This is a genomic window from Bradyrhizobium arachidis, from assembly GCF_024758505.1.
Lineage (GTDB): Bacteria > Pseudomonadota > Alphaproteobacteria > Rhizobiales > Xanthobacteraceae > Bradyrhizobium > Bradyrhizobium manausense_C.
Genome location: NZ_CP077970.1, coordinates 7,552,930 through 7,570,557, shown reverse-complemented (window position 1 = coordinate 7,570,557; position 17,628 = coordinate 7,552,930). Strand labels below are relative to the sequence as shown.

At 58.0% G+C, this 17,628-nt stretch carries 13 protein-coding genes and 2 pseudogenes; 10 read left to right on the top strand and 5 right to left on the bottom strand.

Features of this window, described 5'->3' with window-relative positions; translation table 11 throughout:
• Window positions 1-51 precede the first annotated feature (51 nt).
• Together KUF59_RS44455 and KUF59_RS35085 are read right to left on the bottom strand one after the other, a co-directional pair.
• A pseudogene (locus KUF59_RS44455) lies at window positions 52-315 on the bottom strand (FecR domain-containing protein); the annotation flags it as partial.
• A 1,095-nt stretch (window positions 316-1,410) separates the two neighbouring features.
• Window positions 1,411-1,641, bottom strand: a complete 231-nt coding sequence (locus tag KUF59_RS35085; RefSeq protein ID WP_212462710.1) for a hypothetical protein — start codon at window positions 1,639-1,641, stop codon at window positions 1,411-1,413.
• Between the two features lie 1,877 nt (window positions 1,642-3,518).
• On the opposite strand from KUF59_RS35085, the gene KUF59_RS35080 reads away from it, so the two are divergent.
• The 7 genes and pseudogenes from KUF59_RS35080 (at window position 3,519) to KUF59_RS35050 (ending at window position 12,463) form a co-directional block, all read left to right on the top strand.
• Window positions 3,519-3,737, top strand: a complete 219-nt coding sequence (locus KUF59_RS35080) for a hypothetical protein (protein WP_258767757.1) — start codon at window positions 3,519-3,521, stop codon at window positions 3,735-3,737.
• A gap of 321 nt (window positions 3,738-4,058) precedes the next feature.
• A complete protein-coding gene (locus tag KUF59_RS35075) occupies window positions 4,059-4,397 on the top strand; it encodes a PilZ domain-containing protein (protein WP_212462708.1) in 339 nt (112 codons plus the stop codon).
• A gap of 263 nt (window positions 4,398-4,660) precedes the next feature.
• The gene (locus KUF59_RS35070; RefSeq protein ID WP_258767756.1) at window positions 4,661-5,359 is read left to right on the top strand and encodes a hypothetical protein; all 699 of its coding nucleotides are present in this window, start codon (window positions 4,661-4,663) and stop codon (window positions 5,357-5,359) included.
• A gap of 633 nt (window positions 5,360-5,992) precedes the next feature.
• Window positions 5,993-9,208, top strand: coding sequence for an ATP-binding protein (locus KUF59_RS35065; protein WP_258767755.1), 3,216 nt, complete (start codon window positions 5,993-5,995; stop codon window positions 9,206-9,208).
• Window positions 9,209-9,684: 476 nt separating this feature from the next.
• Window positions 9,685-10,115: pseudogene (locus KUF59_RS35060) on the top strand (adenylate/guanylate cyclase domain-containing protein); the annotation flags it as partial.
• Window positions 10,116-10,317: 202 nt separating this feature from the next.
• Window positions 10,318-11,358, top strand: a complete 1,041-nt coding sequence (locus KUF59_RS35055) for an AraC family transcriptional regulator (protein WP_408918051.1) — start codon at window positions 10,318-10,320, stop codon at window positions 11,356-11,358.
• A 790-nt stretch (window positions 11,359-12,148) separates the two neighbouring features.
• Window positions 12,149-12,463: a hypothetical protein gene (locus KUF59_RS35050; RefSeq protein ID WP_258767753.1), complete on the top strand. Its 315-nt coding sequence runs from the start codon at window positions 12,149-12,151 to the stop codon at window positions 12,461-12,463.
• A 44-nt stretch (window positions 12,464-12,507) separates the two neighbouring features.
• Here the strand turns inward: KUF59_RS35050 and KUF59_RS35045 are convergent, their stop codons facing one another.
• The 3 genes from KUF59_RS35045 to KUF59_RS35035 form a co-directional block, all read right to left on the bottom strand.
• Window positions 12,508-12,966, bottom strand: a complete 459-nt coding sequence (locus KUF59_RS35045) for a Clp protease/crotonase-like domain-containing protein (RefSeq protein WP_258767752.1) — start codon at window positions 12,964-12,966, stop codon at window positions 12,508-12,510.
• A gap of 1,129 nt (window positions 12,967-14,095) precedes the next feature.
• Window positions 14,096-14,329, bottom strand: coding sequence for a hypothetical protein (locus KUF59_RS35040; RefSeq protein WP_212462704.1), 234 nt, complete (start codon window positions 14,327-14,329; stop codon window positions 14,096-14,098).
• Between the two features lie 31 nt (window positions 14,330-14,360).
• The gene (locus KUF59_RS35035) at window positions 14,361-14,624 is read right to left on the bottom strand and encodes a GlsB/YeaQ/YmgE family stress response membrane protein (RefSeq protein ID WP_212462703.1); all 264 of its coding nucleotides are present in this window, start codon (window positions 14,622-14,624) and stop codon (window positions 14,361-14,363) included.
• A 934-nt stretch (window positions 14,625-15,558) separates the two neighbouring features.
• Here KUF59_RS35035 and KUF59_RS35030 point away from each other — a divergent pair.
• From KUF59_RS35030 to ypfJ, 3 genes are all read left to right on the top strand, one after another.
• The gene (locus KUF59_RS35030; RefSeq protein ID WP_212462702.1) at window positions 15,559-16,056 is read left to right on the top strand and encodes a hypothetical protein; all 498 of its coding nucleotides are present in this window, start codon (window positions 15,559-15,561) and stop codon (window positions 16,054-16,056) included.
• Between the two features lie 363 nt (window positions 16,057-16,419).
• Window positions 16,420-16,605, top strand: a complete 186-nt coding sequence (locus tag KUF59_RS35025) for a hypothetical protein (RefSeq protein ID WP_212462701.1) — start codon at window positions 16,420-16,422, stop codon at window positions 16,603-16,605.
• Between the two features lie 80 nt (window positions 16,606-16,685).
• Entirely contained in the window at window positions 16,686-17,579 is an 894-nt protein-coding gene (gene ypfJ, locus KUF59_RS35020) for a KPN_02809 family neutral zinc metallopeptidase (protein WP_258767750.1), read from the top strand.
• Window positions 17,580-17,628: the final 49 nt, after the last annotated feature.

Genomic DNA, 17,628 nt, shown 5'->3' with positions numbered 1-17,628 from the left:
GACCGACACCTGCCCATCCACTGCATCGACATTAAGAAGGACTGCTGTACCGCGAATTCCAATCACGGCAGCAGGCGTCGCGACCTGCATGTCACCCGTTTTGGCAACCTGGCCAGCGACGAAACTGGCGGCACCCTGGACGAGAGTGAACAGCGAATGGTTTGAGCTACTCGTCAGACTGACTAGGGTACCGCTCGCACTATTCTGCTCTTCATACCCAAGCTCGTTCAACATGAAGCGAGCATTGGCACTGAGGTTGAACGTTGTGCCGTCGATCAGAACGAGACCGAGAGTAGAGCCACTTCCAGTCTGCACGACATCGTTCTGATAGACGACGTCCCCATTGTTCGCCTCGATCGTAACGCCGTTGCGAACGATGCTGGCGCTTCCCGTTATGGTGGCGACATGGCCAATCACCTTTCCAGCGGCGGCATTTCCTCCGGCTTGAGCAAAGGTTTGATAGCCGGTGAGGGCTTCAACGACTCTCGAATCGAGCAACGCGCCGTCCGCCGAGCTTAGCGGCGAACGCCTCTCACCGAGAAAGTAATTGGGGATCGTGATCCGATGGCTAAGATCGGAAATGATGAGATCATAGCCCGAACGTGCATATTCTCCTGAGAACAGGAGATGCGCATCCGGAACGATGAGTGCGTTAGCTGGGCCCGGCTCAGGGAAGCTAAAGGACTTCCAAGCGATCTCAGATCCGGCAATATCGAGCTTTTGGTTTAATGGGGTATTCAAATCGGCGCCCACTCAAATTTTACAATAAATAAATTAAATGTTAATAACATCCCGCGAATTAACTGAAAAGAGCTTTTGCGGTCGACACCGGATCTGTTTGAAGCCTGTGATCGTTCGACCCGCGATAACGGCGCGCTGGGGTAAACGAGAGCCGTGGCACCTGTGCGGAGGGGCCAACTCGCATGGTACAATCAAGGGCGTTTCGCCGCCTGGACCTGCTCGAGGTGCGCCGTCAGCTGGTGTGCGCGCGCAACCGGCATTCCAGTAACCGCGTTATTGTCAGGCGCATCAACGGCCTGTTATGCCGAATCTACCACTTGGATGCGATCGCCCCTAGCCAAGGTGAGCGAATCCGCAAAGCTGTTCAAATTGCGCTCCGAGGCACATCCGAAGGTTAGCTGATCTAAGTCCCGGATCAGAGAGGTAGCTGCCCCCAAGCCGGTCCCTCAGCTAATAGAAGCAGCAGGTGAGGGCGTCACCGACGCGTTCTCCAACGACTGGGAAATGCCGGCCTTTGGCAACGGATCCGATTTGATCATGCCAGCACCGGTTTGCATATTGGACCGTAGCCGCCTTGCGCAGATTCGTGCACTTCTCGCCGCGGGATTCTCTGCGCAACCCGGCTTGCGGGTGAGTTGCGCATTGGATGTCGATTGACCGATGTTAGCTCTATTCTGGGGCGTTGGGCGTGGGCTGGCGGTTTGCCTGATTGGCAATTTTGGCCTCGATGGCCATCTGAAGCGACGAGGCGGACAGGAGTGCCATGGCCGATTGTTCTTCGGTCAAGCGCCTCTCGATATACTGCCGTTCAACCTCGGTCAGCGTAGTTTGGAGCAGGCGCACATACCGCTCAATGTTCTTCTGATAGGTGCGCAAACGGGCAATCTTCTCGTCGATCATCTTCCATCCCGACGGGAGTGGGTATAATATTGAAATAGCTCTAGAAGAAGTCGTACTTAAATATCTATATCAAAAAATGGCAGATAAATCTGCGCGGGTCAAGAACAGGTATCTTCGACGAAATCGATCATGCTCGCGGTCCTAATTCTGTTGGTGATTTCAACCGTCGCGCCGCTCTATTCGCCTCCAGCGCTGGCTCAAACAAAACACACCCACCAAAAACGAAGGGCGCAAAGAAGGATGCAAGCCCGGCACAACATACGCTCGCTACTAAGTAGCCTCGCTATTGCCACCGACTCGCGCGTCCGCAAGCAAAATGGGAGCGCGACTTATAGCAGCGACAGTCTAGGCGAAAACCACCGGCGAGGATTCCTTGTTGGACAGGGCCTGATGATGAAGCGGCAAACCACCGTCTAGGTGCTTCGGTCAAGAAGCCGTAGCCCCTGACATCGGTAAACTGAGAATGGTGCAGGCGCCAGCGATGCAAGAGCCTCTCTCAATCAAAGACCAATTTACTGTTGGCTCTCGCATCGAGGTCAAGCCCTCTGCGGGGCCACGGTTATCTGGTAAAACTGGGACGTTGATTGGTGCTGGATATCATCCCAAAAGCCTCCGTATCCTATTGGACGGTTCAAGAACACCGATAACGCTTCACGTTGTATACGTTGCAATCGTGAATGAGTGATTCTGAATGAAGCTACGGCAGCTTGGGGTGACGAGTTCATCAGCAGGCGGGCCCGTACAGACCCGGCACGAGCCAAAGATTATGCGTGACGAGGAGGTTCTGTTTGACCTTCATGAGCATGAGGGTGGCGATGATCAACATTCGCAAGTCCCGGTCATGAGGAGATCGACGTCGTCGAAGTCTGGATGGGCAATGAGCACTGCTGACGTTCTCGACGTAATGGCGATCCGGCAACGTTAGGCTAACATGTGCCGCGTCGCCATTACGCGGGCTATCATGTAACTCCGTGAACGGTCGATACGGTGGGCCGCGCAAATGTGTGGCGAGCACGAGGATGTGCTTTGGGAGGTCGATAGGCTTGTTGCAGTTTTAAGCGCGAGCCGAACTCTTCGGCCGCGACATTTACGGTCCGTGCTCAGTGCCTCACAGCCCGCTCTAAGAACTCGAGCATAGATGGGGGCGGGGCCCGCTTTCGTGCGCTAATGAGAGCAGGGCGGAACGTTCGGCTGCTGGCGCTCATCGCGTCGGCGCGGCCCCTCTACCGGTCGAGCGGCCCTTTCCAATCTGTGAAGTCGTATCCGAACCACCATCGATGCATTGTGCGCTTGCACTTTTGACACTCAAAACGGCCGTTTCCTGGGACCGGCCGCTTTATCTGGATAGCGCTATGAAGCGCGCCGCAAAACAGGCAACTGAAAAAGACGCGCATTGATGGCTGCTGGTCGGTCATCGATTTTGGTCGGAAGTATGCCCCCCATGGGGCGGCGGGACGCCTTAATAAAAAAGCCGGATTGTATCTTGGGACCTCACGCCAACAATTTGTGAATATGCGCCATTCATTACGCTCTCCCGCTGTTGCTGCGACTGGCGCGAAACAACAATTAGATGGCGAAAATTCCCAAGCGATTTGAGCCGAGTCCTTGTTATCACTGTTGCCGGATCGTGCAGCCTGATAGGGCACACCATTGCAACCGCTTGGCTCAAGGTCGGAAAGGCGCCGGGCAGTTACTCGATCGGCTGCGATGTCGAGATGGCTCCTAGTGTGGATCTCATGCCGTTCGAAAAAGGGCAGACGGGTCAACTTCGAGCTTGGATCGCGGATTCATGCGCGGCTTCCTGCCGCTGTAAGTGGCAACACCACGACCTCCTAGGACGCGGGCGTCCGGGTCATCGAACGAAGCTATAACTGACGATGTTCAACACGGAAACGGTCGTCCACCTGATCGGCGACCCCTGCCTGAAGTTGTACCGGGCCAAAGGTAAAGGCTATTGGTATTTCGAGTTTGATGACCATGGGCGGTCCGGCACCAAGATTGTGCCGGTGGAGCGACTCAATGATCTGTCACTCGATGTATGGTTGAATGAGGGCAGGACATTCGCGGCCGCGATGCGCGCGAAGCCTGAGCGGTGACGGTCGCAGGAGCAAGCGGTGATCGACAGACCCAAGCAGCCGGGGCTCCGCCCGAGGTCGCGCGCGTTCATGGAGGAGATAAGCGCCTACTATTCCGCCGAAAGTACGGCCGCTTGAAAGGTCGGCGTCAAGCATCTGAATTAACCACAACTCAGATCCAATTTTAATAAGACAATAATACTGCTTGTTAGCGTAAACCGCGCAGATCAACGTTACGTTTTCCGGACGTCGGCGGGACCGGGAAACCGACTTCGTAAAGCGCGATCGCGATCGCTGCGGTCGTTCGATGGGAAGTTGCTTCCTCATTTGGAGCGTCTCGCCATGATCGAACGTCGTGCACTGAAGCGCATACCGATCAACCGGGCGGCGCTGCTGTCATTTGATGAAATTCGTGGGACTCATCCATGCGTGGTGCGCGATATCAGCGCCCTGGGGGCCTGTATCTCCGCGCCGTACTACATATTTGCCAATGAGTTTGTGTTGTCGTTCGACGGCCATTCTGGAATCTTCATCTGCCGCGTCGTGTGGAGGAAGCAGACGCTTTGCGGCGTTTCCTTCCTCCTGCGTCGTCGCGCGCCGAAATTGGCGAACGATTCCAGCGAGCCTACAAATGTGGTGCGACTTGATCGCCAGATCGAGTGCCGCGGCCGGCGTCGTTAGCTTAGAGGTGTCCGCACAACTCCTTGCGCACGCCGACGCGGCGATCGAATAGACCCGGCCCACTTCCGGTGTTGGCCGTTTTCGGACCTGACCGGCCACAACATCGACAATGTCCGTTTCTGAGGGCAAAGCAGACTTCCCGATTGCCCGCCTGGACTTCTCAATGTGACCCATAGCAGACTCAGCCGATGACTAAATCCTAACCTTCAGGGGGTAGGTTTTGCGGCGAACTGCGCGTCGTCCGATACCGGATTGATCAGGAAATGACGAAGGCCGATCAGCCATCAGAACACCTTCGGTTGGCCGCGGAACTTGCCGTCGGTCTCGCGCGGCGCCTTTCAATGACGCTCGAACCTGACGACCCGCCAGATTACTATTGGCACTACGCGCAAACTCCGTTCGAGGATGGATGCGATGTGCTTTGGGAGCTTGGCGTCGCCTTGGCCTTGGTAACGACCGCGACCGGCTACCAAGGGATGACTCGGCAGCAATATGTCGATGCAAAGCGGCGCCCGGGCGAGGAAACATTCGCCGTCTATAAGTTCTTCCCAGCTCCCGAAACACGGGCGCGAGTGCTTGCCTGTGGTGAGATTTCGGATGTGTTGTTCAAACGCCTGCTGGAGGCATATGTCGACACCGCTTGCGAATACGGCCCTGCCGGGACGCAGCTCTTTTCAGGTCTGAACCGTTCGAGCCGGCGCCCGAATTTGATAGCGAGATTGCCGCGCTCGTCGCGTGCGGATATGCCGAACGTTGCGGTGACATGGTCAAATGGACCGCCAAGATTGCTCCAGCGGTCTGGCCAGAGCCTAGTCAGGCTGATCCAGGTCCAGAGATCACATTGCCACTCAATGTTTTTGAGCGTGTGGCGAGCCTCCTACATGACCGCAACCCCATCGCAGCCATTGCCCTTGTCCGGTCGGAAACAGGTGCCGACCTCCATCTGTGCAAGGCGTATGTAGACGACCTCGTGCAAAAAAGCCGCCGAAGCAAATGAGAGCACCTAACAATCGCTTATTGGCTGGCGTCTTTAATCGTCAATTCTAGGTTTCCGCTTCTGGCCCATCGGTGAAGCGCCGACACCGCTCACTGTGGTCAGCTTAGTGGCGTGGAGCCGACTAGATTTGCTCATGCTGAGTTCTTCGCCTTTTGACCCGAAGCCGAGATCGGCGAGCACAAGGTAGTGCGCTATTTGGTCGGTCCTCCCGGTGGTCGAATGAGGACATCAGATGGTGGACGTCTGCGTTTTGGGCCCATCGAAAAGCTTTCTTCAAAAATCGCTTGTGGGGGATCCGCATCCACGCACGCAACAAGGCGGCGATGACGTCGTGTTCGATTTCTCCAAAAGGGTACGTCACACCGTCACGTCGGATGACGTCGGGGACGCTTCGCGGCCATGGACCCGTCCTAAAGTGCGCCCAGGAAGCACTGCCATTTCAAGAGTTTGACGCAGAATGCGCTGTACGACTGCGAGCACATGGTATTCAATCCCTGGAACTGTCTGCCTGGGCACGGGCTCGGCAGCGTTAACTGGATGCGGCTCGCCGTCTATCTTGCCTCGCGGCAGGTACGGCGGAAAGTGAACTTGGTGGGTCATGAGCAGCGAGCCGAGGCCCGATCGTTTAGGCGGACTTCAGCGGACACAGGGGCCGCCGAATGTCGAGAATGAGGCTCCGCATGCCGAACGCCGCCAGCTCACCGTGACATTTATCGATATCGTCGGTTCGACACCCCTAAGCGAGCGGATCGATCCCGAGGAGTTCTTCGCGATTATCAGAACTTACCGCGATATCTGCGACGAGCAGATTCGCCGCTACGGCGGTTATATCGCCAGAATGATTGGTGACGGGTTGCTCGCATTTTTTGGCGTCCCGCAAGCCCATGAAAATGATCCCGAGCGCGCGGTCCGCGCCTCTCTGGCGATTGCCGCGGCGATCAAGGAACACAAGTTTCTGCTGTCGGACGGCAGCTTCGTTCGCCTGGGCGTGCGCATTGGGGTCAACACCGGGGTCGTCGTCGTCGGCAGCGTGCCCGGCGAGCCCCCCGATCGACGGGAAGTGTTCGGCAGTACGGCGCATGTCGCTGCCCGCCTGCAAGGACTCGCGAGTGAGAACGGTATCGTAGTCGGCTCGAGCACTTACGATCTGACCCGCAGAACCTTCAGCTATGCGCCGCTTGGCCGACAAGCTCTCAAGGGCGTGGAGGAGCCGGTCGAGGCTTGGCGTGCAGAGGCGCTTGGGTCAAATGAAAGCAGGTTCGACCGCGCGCGGAGGTCGCCTCTTGCCCCGATGATAAACCGAACCAGCGAAAGTGCGTTACTTGCCGAGATGTGGCAGCAGACTCTCGCCGGCTCGGGGCAAGTTGGCGTCATTTCCGGCGAGCCCGGCATCGGCAAGTCACGTTTGATTCGCCAGTTCCGCAGTTCGCTCGGTGCGTCTCCGCGTGATGTTCTGTCGCTGCAATGTTCACCGTTCCACATCAACACGCCGCTTGCCCCGGAAATCGAGCGCCTCATACGCGCGACCGGCATCCACGAGACCGACAACGCGGAACTCGCGCTGGCAAAACTGCAATCGCTGTTGGCGAGCGCCGTCACCGATCTCAAGCAGGCGCTTCGTTACTACGGGGCGGTGCTATCGATCCCCGCATGCGCGGGATACGAGCCCGCGGATTTCGGATCTCCCCTGGAGCGCGAGCGTGCGTTTCAGGTGTTCGTGGACGCTCTTGTCGCCGCCTCGCGCAAGCAGCCGATCCTCGGGATCGTCGAGGACGTCCAGTGGATGGACCCGACCACCATCGAACTGCTGGTACGCGTGATGGCTCGCTGTCCTGGCGAGCGGATCATGGTCCTGATCACGCATCGCGATGATTACAAGGCCGACTGGTTGTCAAGCACGGCAATTAGACGGGTCCCCCTCCGGAAGCTGGCAGCGCATGAATGCGAGCAGATGGTCGCAGCCGTCGCGGGCAGCGATTTCGTGCCGCGCCAGATTACCAGCCAGATCGTGGAAAGGACCGACGGCGTGCCACTCTTTGTCGAGGAGTTCACGCGGGCCGTCGTCGATGCCGGTGCGGTCCCGCCGGCCGCCGAAAGCCCTGTGCCGAAGTTGCCGGAACCCCTGGTGCCGTCAAGTATTCACGATTCCCTGATGGAGCGCCTTGATCGTCTCGGTCCTGCCAAGCGCGTCGCCCAGATCGCCTCCGTTTTCGGAAGGCGTTTCGACTATGAAGGCATTTTCAACGTGTTTCCGGATAAGAGCCAAACGCTGCCACAGGCGTTGCGAGCTCTCGAGAGAGCGGGGATCGTGTATCGCAGCAAGGAACCTCAAGGCGAGGTCTTCACGTTCAAACATGCGATGATACAGGAAGTCGCCTACTCGTCGTTGCTCATGGAGGAAAGGCGTGAACTCCATGCGCGCGTGGCATCGTGGCTGCTCCAGGAAGCCTCCATTGAAGAAAGCGGCCAGCCGGCGGTATTAGGCTATCATTATGCGCGCGCAGGCAACATTCCGGAGGCGATCGAGGCCTGGCTCCAGGCTGGCAAATCCGCGCTGCGCAGATCTGCCACCAAGGAAGCCGTGGCTCACCTTCGCGAAGGCCTCTCGCTGATATCCAAGATGCCGGCGTCGCCACGGCGCTTCGAGGCTGAAATCGGACTGCAATCCAATCTGGCGATGGCGTACACGGCCAACGCCGGATGGTCCGACCCAAACGTCTATGGCCCCTACAGTCGTGCACTCGAGCTTTGCGCGAGCCATGGCACCATTCGCGAGAAGGCGACGGTGCTGTGGGGAAGTACCATAGCCAAGCTGGTCAACTGCGAGCTCACCAAGGGCCTCGAACACGCGGAAAATTTCGTCCGGCGGGCAGAAGTGTGGCGCAACGACGAGGCCGCCCTCATGGCCTACACCGCCGCCGTGATCGCCAATTTCTTCCTCGGTCGTTTGCAGCAGGCGAGTGAGCTCGCGGCTCTGGTCAGCGCTCGCTACAATCCGCGCGAGCACGGCAAGCTGGTCCAGATCTATCAGCATGATCCATTAATTGTATCGCTCGTCTATTCCGGACACATTGAATGGCTGTTGGGCCGGCCCGGCCGGGCCAGAGAGTGTTGCGTGACGGCGCGGCAGCTTGCGAACGAGATCGGACATCCGTTCATGGTGGCTTTTGCCTCCATTCTCGGCGTCGCCGATCACTGGTATGAGGGTGACCTTGCGGAGAACCTTGCCAGCGTGAAGCGTGGTCTGAAGGTCGCTGACGAGTATGGCTATCCGATGTACCGGGTCATCGGTCCATTGTGGGCAACCGCAGCGTTGGCGGCACGAGGCCCCGCGCCGGACGTGCTCGAGCAGCTATGCGGCCTGCTCGATAAGCTGCCCGCCGAGAACCGGTGCATCCAGATGCCGCTCTATCGAATTCTGCTTGCCACGGAATTCGGACGGATCGGGCAGATGGGCAGGGCTCGAAACTTCGCTGCCTCGGCTGAGGCCCTGGTGAAGCAAACCGGCGAGCGCTGGGCTGCTCCCGAGATTTACCGGATCCACGGCTCGCTGCTGTGTCGCGATCCATCGCGGGACGACCGGGCCGCCATGCGCTTGTTCAAGCGCTCGCTTGCCTCTGCCAGGAAGCTCGGGGCGGTCGGTTGGGAATTGCGCACGGCGATCAGCATCGCGCGCCTGGTCAGCGCAGGCGGGAGCGCATCCGGACGCACTGAGGCACGAGACCTGCTAATATCGACCCGGGCGAAATTCGCATCCGCGGAAACTTCCCGCGATCTGCGCGAGGCTGATGATCTGGTGAGAGTGTTGAACTAGTGTTGGCGCCCGAGATCGGACCGTTGGAGCCGGTGATGCGCAGAGCCTGGAGGCCAAGATTCAGCCAATCGCAGGACATAGCCTCGAACTTGGCGCCGACGCACAAAGTTAGCCGAATGAAGCGCCGCGCAATTCGAATCGAATTGCAAGGTTCGACTCCCGATGGTACTCGCGCGCACTGATAAAGTGATCGGCTGAGTGCGTATCTTGTTGCGCTGCATGAGTCCGGATGTGGCCCATCAGCGAAGTGGCCAAGCCTGTCATTGACGTCCGCATAGTGGGCGGGAGCGGAGTGGATTTGCTCGGACCGACTTCTCCGCATTTTTGACCCAAACCGACCTGCGGCCAGATCGCCGGGTTTAAGTCCAATGCTGCCGATGGCGGACCCGGCCTAATTGTCCGCGTCTAAGCTTTGGTTCATTCTAATCCGGGCCGTTCGCGAGATTGCGACGTAAATGATGCGATAAGGGGGGTAAATATTGGCACGGGTAGCGCTTCGACGAAAGCTAGCCGCTATCGTTGCAGCCGACATCGCAGGTTATTCTCGGCTGGTAAGTCACGACGAGACACCACCCTCAAAACACTTTCTGCGTATCGCAAAATTGTTGATGACCTGATCGCTGAATATGGCGGCCGAATAGCAAACACAGCCGGCGATAGTGTTCTGGCTGAGTTTCCCAGTGCCATGGATGCCGTTGAATGCTGTGTTGCTGTTCAACTTCGGCTCGTTGAAGCTGAGGGCGATCAGCCTGAAGACCTGGCGCTTCGGTTTCGGATCGGCATTCATTTGGGCGATGTTGTTGTTGTTCAGGGGAATGACCTCCTTGGCGACGGGGTTAACATCGCAGCAAGATTGGAGAGCATTGCCGATCCCGGGGGCATTTGCATATCAGGCGCCGTTTTCGATCCAGCGCGGCTGCCCATTGCCTTTACGCTTCCAAACTTGATTTAAGTCAATGACTGCCGCGCTATCCATGCCACTTGCCTACATTCTAGCGGCGACCACTCGGCTCGACCATTCCAGCCAAGCGGTCCGCGGCGTGCGACGGCCTCGACGCTCACCCCAAACTCTCGGGTCGGGCGCGCCGCGGACGCGATGGGAACGTCAGATGCGCAAAGGTCTCGCTAAGGACCTCTCGTCGATACCTAGCGCCACGGGAGGGATAGCTCGGCTCGCATATAATCGATTGCGCGATGCGGGAGCAGACCTGGCCCCAGTCATGTCAGGCGCAGGCCTAACAAGCAAAGATATCCAGGACGAAAACCGACGCGTCGGCGCGAGCGCGCAGGTCAGAATGCTCGAACTCGCCGCCAAGGAAATGCAGGACGACTGTTTTGGTTTCCATTTAGCCCGGGACTTCGAATTGGGCGAAATCGGGTTGCTCTACTACGTTATGGCCTCCTCGGAGCGGCTCGGCGATGCGCTGCAAAACGCGGAGCGCTATTGCGCGATCAACAACGAAGGTGTGCGGCTGCGGGTTTCTTTAAAGGACAGGCTCGCCATCGGGTTCGAATACTTCAATATTGATCGCCTCTCCGATCGTCACCACATGGAATTTTGGCTCGTCTCCTTGGTCCGCATTTGCCGGACGCTGAGCAGCGGCAGGCTTGCCCCAAACCAGATCAAGCTGAAACATTTTAGGCCGGGGACACCCTCCGATGTCCGATCTCATTTGGGATGCGAAATCGAATTTGGGGCGAATAGGGATGAGATCTTGTTTGGAGCGGCCATCGGCGCGTTGCCGGTTCTTGGAGCCGACGTCCGTCTTAACACGCTGCTGCTTCGATACGCCGATGAGGCTCTCAGCAACCGAGCAGCGCGTCGCACGAGCATTCGTTCTCAGGTCGAAGATCAAATCGCGCAATTGCTTCCGCACGGCAAAGCTAACGCGTCGGAGATTGCTCGCCGCCTTGGCATGAGCCGCAGAACACTCGCGCGTGCGTTATCCGCCGAGGGCGCTGCCTTTTCGGGCGTGCTTGAGACATTGCGGCAGGCGCTTGCCAAACGTTATCTCCGGGAACGGGACCTTCCGATTTCTGAGATCGCATGGCTGTTAGGCTACGGTGAGATTAGCTCCTTCACACATGCCTTCGCTCGCTGGACGGGATCGACGCCAACAACGTTCCGCAATCTGAGAGACGTTCGCTGAGTTGCGGCGCGACGCTGGCCCAATGTCCCAATTTCCTGGCGCATGATCACAAGACTTGTTTGGCTGCAATCCGCTAGTGCGCGGGACCATGCAAGTAAGACGAAAAGCGGCAGCGATACTAAGCACACTTGTACCAAAGGACAGCGATCCGCTGGGGCGCGGCCTCAGAGCCCTAACGCGATATGACTGGGCGTTCCTGGCTTCGATTGTTTGGCTTGCCGGTTGGTTAGCTGCGATGGTCTGGATGTTGTTCAGGATGTAGCCCGAAATCAGGAGGGCTGACGTTCGGGGGCCGCGCCTCCGTCGTGCCAGCTGCGCCACCGTCATCGGCCGCGCCGTCACGGGAACCCGGAAGCGCGGGCTCGAAAACCCAAAAATTTGGCATGCTGTCACAAGACCTCGTTCTGCCGATCTTGTAAGAAGCCAGCGCTGGGGATTTCAGGGGCCAGCGAAATGCCGACGCCGCCTAACCCAAGATACTCGGCTTAGAGCGGCGTCGGTTGGTGTTCGGACCGTTGATCACGCCGCAAATGGCGGGAGCACATGAGTGACGAGGCGGTGCCTTGATCATGCAAATGACCGCCTAATTCACGGTGAGCTTGCCGACTCCTACGGAGCCCTGGCCAGCGGCGCGCCGCGAACGAGCTCGCTCCGACTCGTCGAGACCGGGGCGTCACACGTCGCCGCGCGTCGTTCTCGACCGCATGTTACGCGATCAGAAGCATGCCACGTTTTTTATCCCCGTCCCAAGTATTCATTTCATCGAACAAGTGCGTGCGCTTCACAAGCCATGGACGGTATTGACGAGATATTGTTTCCCGTGCGTATCGGCGCGTTGCCGGTTGTCGGTGCCGATGCCCATCTCAACAAGTTGCTGCACTGCTACTACGATGCCTACGGCAGCTACGTTTGTCCGGGTCAGTATCCTATGGATACAGTACTGACGAATTCGAGCGGCGCGGGCGGCGGTCCGCTCAATTATCGCCGCCTGCTCGTTCCGGCCAAGGAGCAAATTCTTGGGTTAGGGCCTCAAGCTGCTCCTGCGGTCGGATTTGCAGCCTTCCAATCCACCTTTGGCGCTGCAAACCGATTTGATCTTTTCTGATTTTCCCAGCGTTCTGACTATCCGTTTGCCCTGCGCCAATCGTCTCAAAAGCTTCTTCTCTCGCGGGCCAAGGACGGGCATGAGCGAAACATCGCCTGTAATGGTTTTCCGCTCAGAAAGATTGTTCGCGGCGTTAGACCGCCACGATGAGCGATCCATTGTCGCACCGGCACGGGATACATCCAATAGAGCATTCGGGTCGCTCCGAGGTTCGTGACAGGGCGTCCACGACGGCCGAAATCCCACGCAGCGTGGAACGCGAGGTTCGCCTTAGAAGTCACGCAAATTCTGTCCGAAGGGATGGTTGCCAGCACAATGGTGCAAGCCGACGCACAGAAGCCGTCGATGATCACAGGCTGACCCGAAGCGCGCAGCCTCTCATACCTGAATATGTACTTCCCAATTGATCCACCGGGATCGTCTCTGATCCGCACTGTGGCATCACTCGCGCGCGATCCCGCCACGAGAAGAGCAGCGATTAGCAGCCCCGCCCAACACTTCATGCCATCCGCCCCAATTAGGTTCGGAAGCCCCGCGCTTGGCCCAACTATCATCCTCCTGGATCGGGTCGCGTCCAAACTTGATCTAGATCAACGGCAGTGCTGAGCGCTGTCCGTTCCTGCGCGTTGATCCCACCATAGCGGGCTGGTCAGGGGGGTGGGCGGAAAGCCGCATTTAATGACCGCAGCTCGTGCATGCCAGTGGGGTGTCGGCCTCACCATGCACATCAGCAGTAGGGTTGTACCAGAAGACAATTGCCTGTTGCACACGTCATCCACGTTACTAGCGGTGCGCGGATGGGCCGCGCCCCCGCGCCTCGAAGACGGTCCCGGAACCCCACACTCAGCCCCCAAGTCCGGACCGTCGTTCTGGATTCCGAAATTGGTCAAAAGGATCGTTAACCGCGCGTCGACCTTCGCTAGTTCTTTGCTCGCCCTCGTGGGAGGCAGGCGCGCTCCATTGGCGTGCCCGCGCTGCGCACGCGAAGCTTCCCTCGAGAACGTCAAGCGCGGGCGATCTCTAGGGTGCTCTCACCTGACCTGCGAGCAGTGCGGGAAGAGCAGCGACATTGCTGGATGGCGATTACAGGGACTCTCCGGGCATGGCGCAGAGCCACTCATCGGATGAGTTTTGGCCATGACCGGCGCCGATCAGGCGGGGCAATTCGGCCTTATCCGCTGAAGACTAACAGAGAGAAGAGGACGGTAGAAAGAATGCCAAGCCCGAAGATGCTGGCCTTGAAAATGATATCCGCCATCGTAACACCCCATCATTGTCACGATGATCTGCCGATTTCGGGAAGGTTACGATAAGGATAAGCGCACCGTGTCTGCGTGCTCACCACAACTACCGCATACCGAACAGCAGGTCATTCCACCGTTTGACGGTAGTGAATTATGGGCTCGGTGTGATGTGCAGTTGGTGCCAGTCGCGACGTTGGGGCGGCGATCGGGTTGGAAGATCAAAAGGGCCGCGTCTGAGCGATCCTTGCCGGATGAAACGCTGGATCGGGATGGGAAATGCCACCTCCGGCAGTGTTCATCGTAGATGCGCAGGCCCGCTTAGTGGATTCCGCAAAAACTACGGTCAATATCCTTACCCGAATTCCGCCCGCGCCGCGCCGACCTGCGATCACAGCGGCAATCGTCCTTGAGCCTCCGACCAATCGATGATCTCGAAAAACATTCCCCGGTTGAGCATCTCAGATTCCAGGTTTGCGGCATGCTCTTTCCAGTCACGCGTCTCTCGCACACCAAAGCGAGGCTTGTCACCGGCGGCCTTCTGGGTATCGTCAGAGGCTAGTGCTGCCCGGATGCCCTCGTACATCATGGTGAGGCTGTCGTTTGTGAACGCGCGATAGTCCATTCATAGCCCAAATAGGACGGCGGCTACCTTGTTAGGCGCGCCCTTGGCGACTGATGATCAACCCATAGACAAAGAGCAGGATTATTGCGCCGACTATGCTAGCTATGAAACCAGCGCTTTCTCCGGCCGTATACCATCCCACAGATTGGCCAAGGTAGGTTGCAACGAACGCGCCGACGATTCCCAAAACAGCCGTCAGGATAAAGCCCTTTGGCTCAGATTTGTCGCCGGGCATAATGAACTTGGCAATTACTCCAACCACGAAGCCGACGATGATCGTCCAAAGGACACCCATTTCGGTTCTCCTCTCGAATGCACTTGACGAAATCAAGTCCTCACTGAGCAAATCATCGCGTGCAGAGGTCCCCAGCCGGCGGCGTGTTCGAACGTCGCACGACGTTGCCGATCAACGATCACAATGTCACTTGGTTACCGCAGAGATCATTGTACCAAGGGACAGTGCGATGTCAGGCGATGCCTGCGCACGGGGAGTGACAGTACGCGCGGACTCTGACCGGACCGACTTCATGGCACAGGCGGCAGCCGCGCGGATCGATCCGCGTGCCGAGTGACACGATATGATCAGAATGCTGTACGAGCCGGCACGCGACCTACCGGCAGCCACGTGCCGCGTGAGAAAGTGCTCGATCGCCGGTGGGCTCGGTTATCTAGGGCGTCTTCTTACTCCTCGACTTGTCGGAAACTCCGAGAGTCCCTTTTACGCCGCCCGTGACGCCACCGACAGCTCCGCCGACAACTCCTCCCACCGCGCCTCCGACAGGTCCGGCAGCCTTGTTTCCCGCCTTGCTGCCTTCCCGCGCACCTTGCTGTGTACCACTCACAACCCCTTGCGCGTTCGCCAACGCAGGCATTGCCAAGACGATCAGCAGTCCAAGAGCGGCCGATCCCACCTTCATGTTTGCCTCCCTGAGATGAATATTGAAAGGATCAGACTTCTTTGGATCCAAGGGAACTTTGATCAGGGTCAATAGACCTTGGAACGGCAGCCGAGTCGGTTACCTCTAGTCGGAGCCGGTTGAATTGTGGTGGTCAACCGGGGCGTCGCGTAGGACGAGGTAGAGCCACCAGATAGTTTGATTCAGATCAATAGTGCCAACCTCACGTCACTACGCTGCGGTCCAAAGGAAAGCGGCCCTTGCGACCCATGGGGCCTTTGTGCGCCCCGTGAGCGAAACGCCGGCTCACCAATCCTCGAAGAGAGGTCGAAGATGGCAGACAAATCGAGTTTCACAACGGACGAGTGGACGCAGTTGCTGGAGAGCCCGATGTTGGCTGGCATGGCCATCACGGCGGCCGATCCAAGTGGCCTTTGGGGCTTGCTGAAGGAATCGTATGCCGGAGGAAGCGCATTGGCGAAGGCAATCGCTGACCCCGGTGCCAATACGTTGGTGAAGGCGCTCGCCAATGACTTCTCGACGAGCGAGGCCAGAAGCGCCGCGCGCGATAGTCTAAAAGCCAAGTTTGCCGAGAGCCAACCTGCAGACGTGAAGAGAAAGTCTGTCGAAGCGTTACGCCAAGTTTCGGTAGTGTTGTCCACGAAAGCCCCAGCCGATGCTGCAGCGTTCAAGAACTGGCTTTGCCAAATCAGCCAAGCCACTGCCGAGGCAGCCAGTGAGGGCGGTGGCTTGCTTGGATTTGGTGGCGTTCAGGTTAGCGAGAGCGAAAAGGCGACGCTTGCCGAAATTTCCGCCGCACTCGGTGTTTAAGGAGTCCGGATGCAGGCGACGATCACGAGTATCGATCCCGGGCGCGTCCCTTTCTGGTCGGCCTTTATCAATGGCAGGCGAATGGCCCCGGCGCTGGGCCTGGGCTTTAAGATCGCGAGGGTACAACAACCCTGTGCTACATTGTCCCTTAGTACAAATGACTATAGCTACCCGTCCGTTTCGTACTACGGCTATGATGACAGCTATGGATATGGCTATGGCGGTAGCTATTGCCCGCCCTATGGCGGCTACGCCCGGCTACTAGCTAGCAGCATTGAAGCTTCCAGACCTGCCCTCCGGTAAGCGACTAAATTCCGCAGTCCAGCAACAAGCAGTGCGGGTAGAGATATTGGGAAGGTTCGCATGCCAGACGATACAATGGATGCAATCGAAGCCGGAATTCGGTCCGCGTTCAACGTATATTCCAGAGATGACGATCCTGATTGGAGAAGCGTCACCTGGATCAAGCCCGACGAATGCTCTCATTTGGCGAAGAGCATTCTCAGCGAATTGGCCGCGAGGGGCTTTGAGATCGTCAAAAAAGAATGAAATCGTTCTAGTGCGCGTCGTGGTTCAGCGGGCTACAGGCAGGTAGTTCGTTCCATCGGTAACTGGGTGGAGGCTGTGATATGCGTATCGATGATTTACCACAAAGTGATCGAATTGAAGATCGACGGCGCGGCGGATTGCGCGGTCTTCCCGGAGGAAGAGGCGGGCTCGGCATTGGTACCGTTGTGGTGCTTGGCTTGATTGGCTGGGCTCTCGGCATCGATCCGCGCATTCTCATCCAAGGCGCCGAAACCATGACGGGAAACGATGGCGCCTCACAACAAACGAGTGCCGGCAGCTCCGGCGCCCCATCCGATTCCATGGGCCACTTCGTTTCCGCCGTGCTCGGCAGCACGGAAGTGCAGTGGACTGCCATTTTTTCTCAAGCGGGAAAGCGATACGAGCCGCCAACTCTGGTGATGTTTTCCGGCGCCACCCAGTCCGGTTGCGGATCTGCTCAATCCGCAATGGGACCCTTCTACTGCCCGATCGATCGCAAGGTGTACCTCGATACGAGCTTCTTTCAGGACCTCGAACGACGCTTCCGTGGCTGCGACGCTGGCAGCAAGGGCTGCCAGTTCTCTCAGGCCTATGTCATCGCACATGAGATTGGGCACCACGTTCAGAACCAACTCGGGCTCTTGTCCCGGGTGCAGGAGCAACAACGCGGGATGGACAAGGCGGAAGCCAACGGCCTGCAGGTTCGGGTCGAACTCCAGGCAGACTGCCTCGCCGGCGTTTGGGCAAACCGCGCCGAAGAAAAATGGCGGTTTATCGAACCCGGCGACGTTGAAGCGGCGATGCAGACCGCTTCGGCGATCGGAGATGATCGATTACAGCGGCAGTCCCAAGGCTATATCGTTCCGGACGCTTTCACGCATGGCACATCAGCACAACGCACGCGCTGGTTTATGGCAGGTCTGAAATCGGGGGAGGTTGGCAGCTGTGATACGTTCCGGTCGTCACAGCTTTAGCTTCGCTTTCTCCCCATGTGCGCCAGCTAGCTGAGCTACCGCGTTCAAG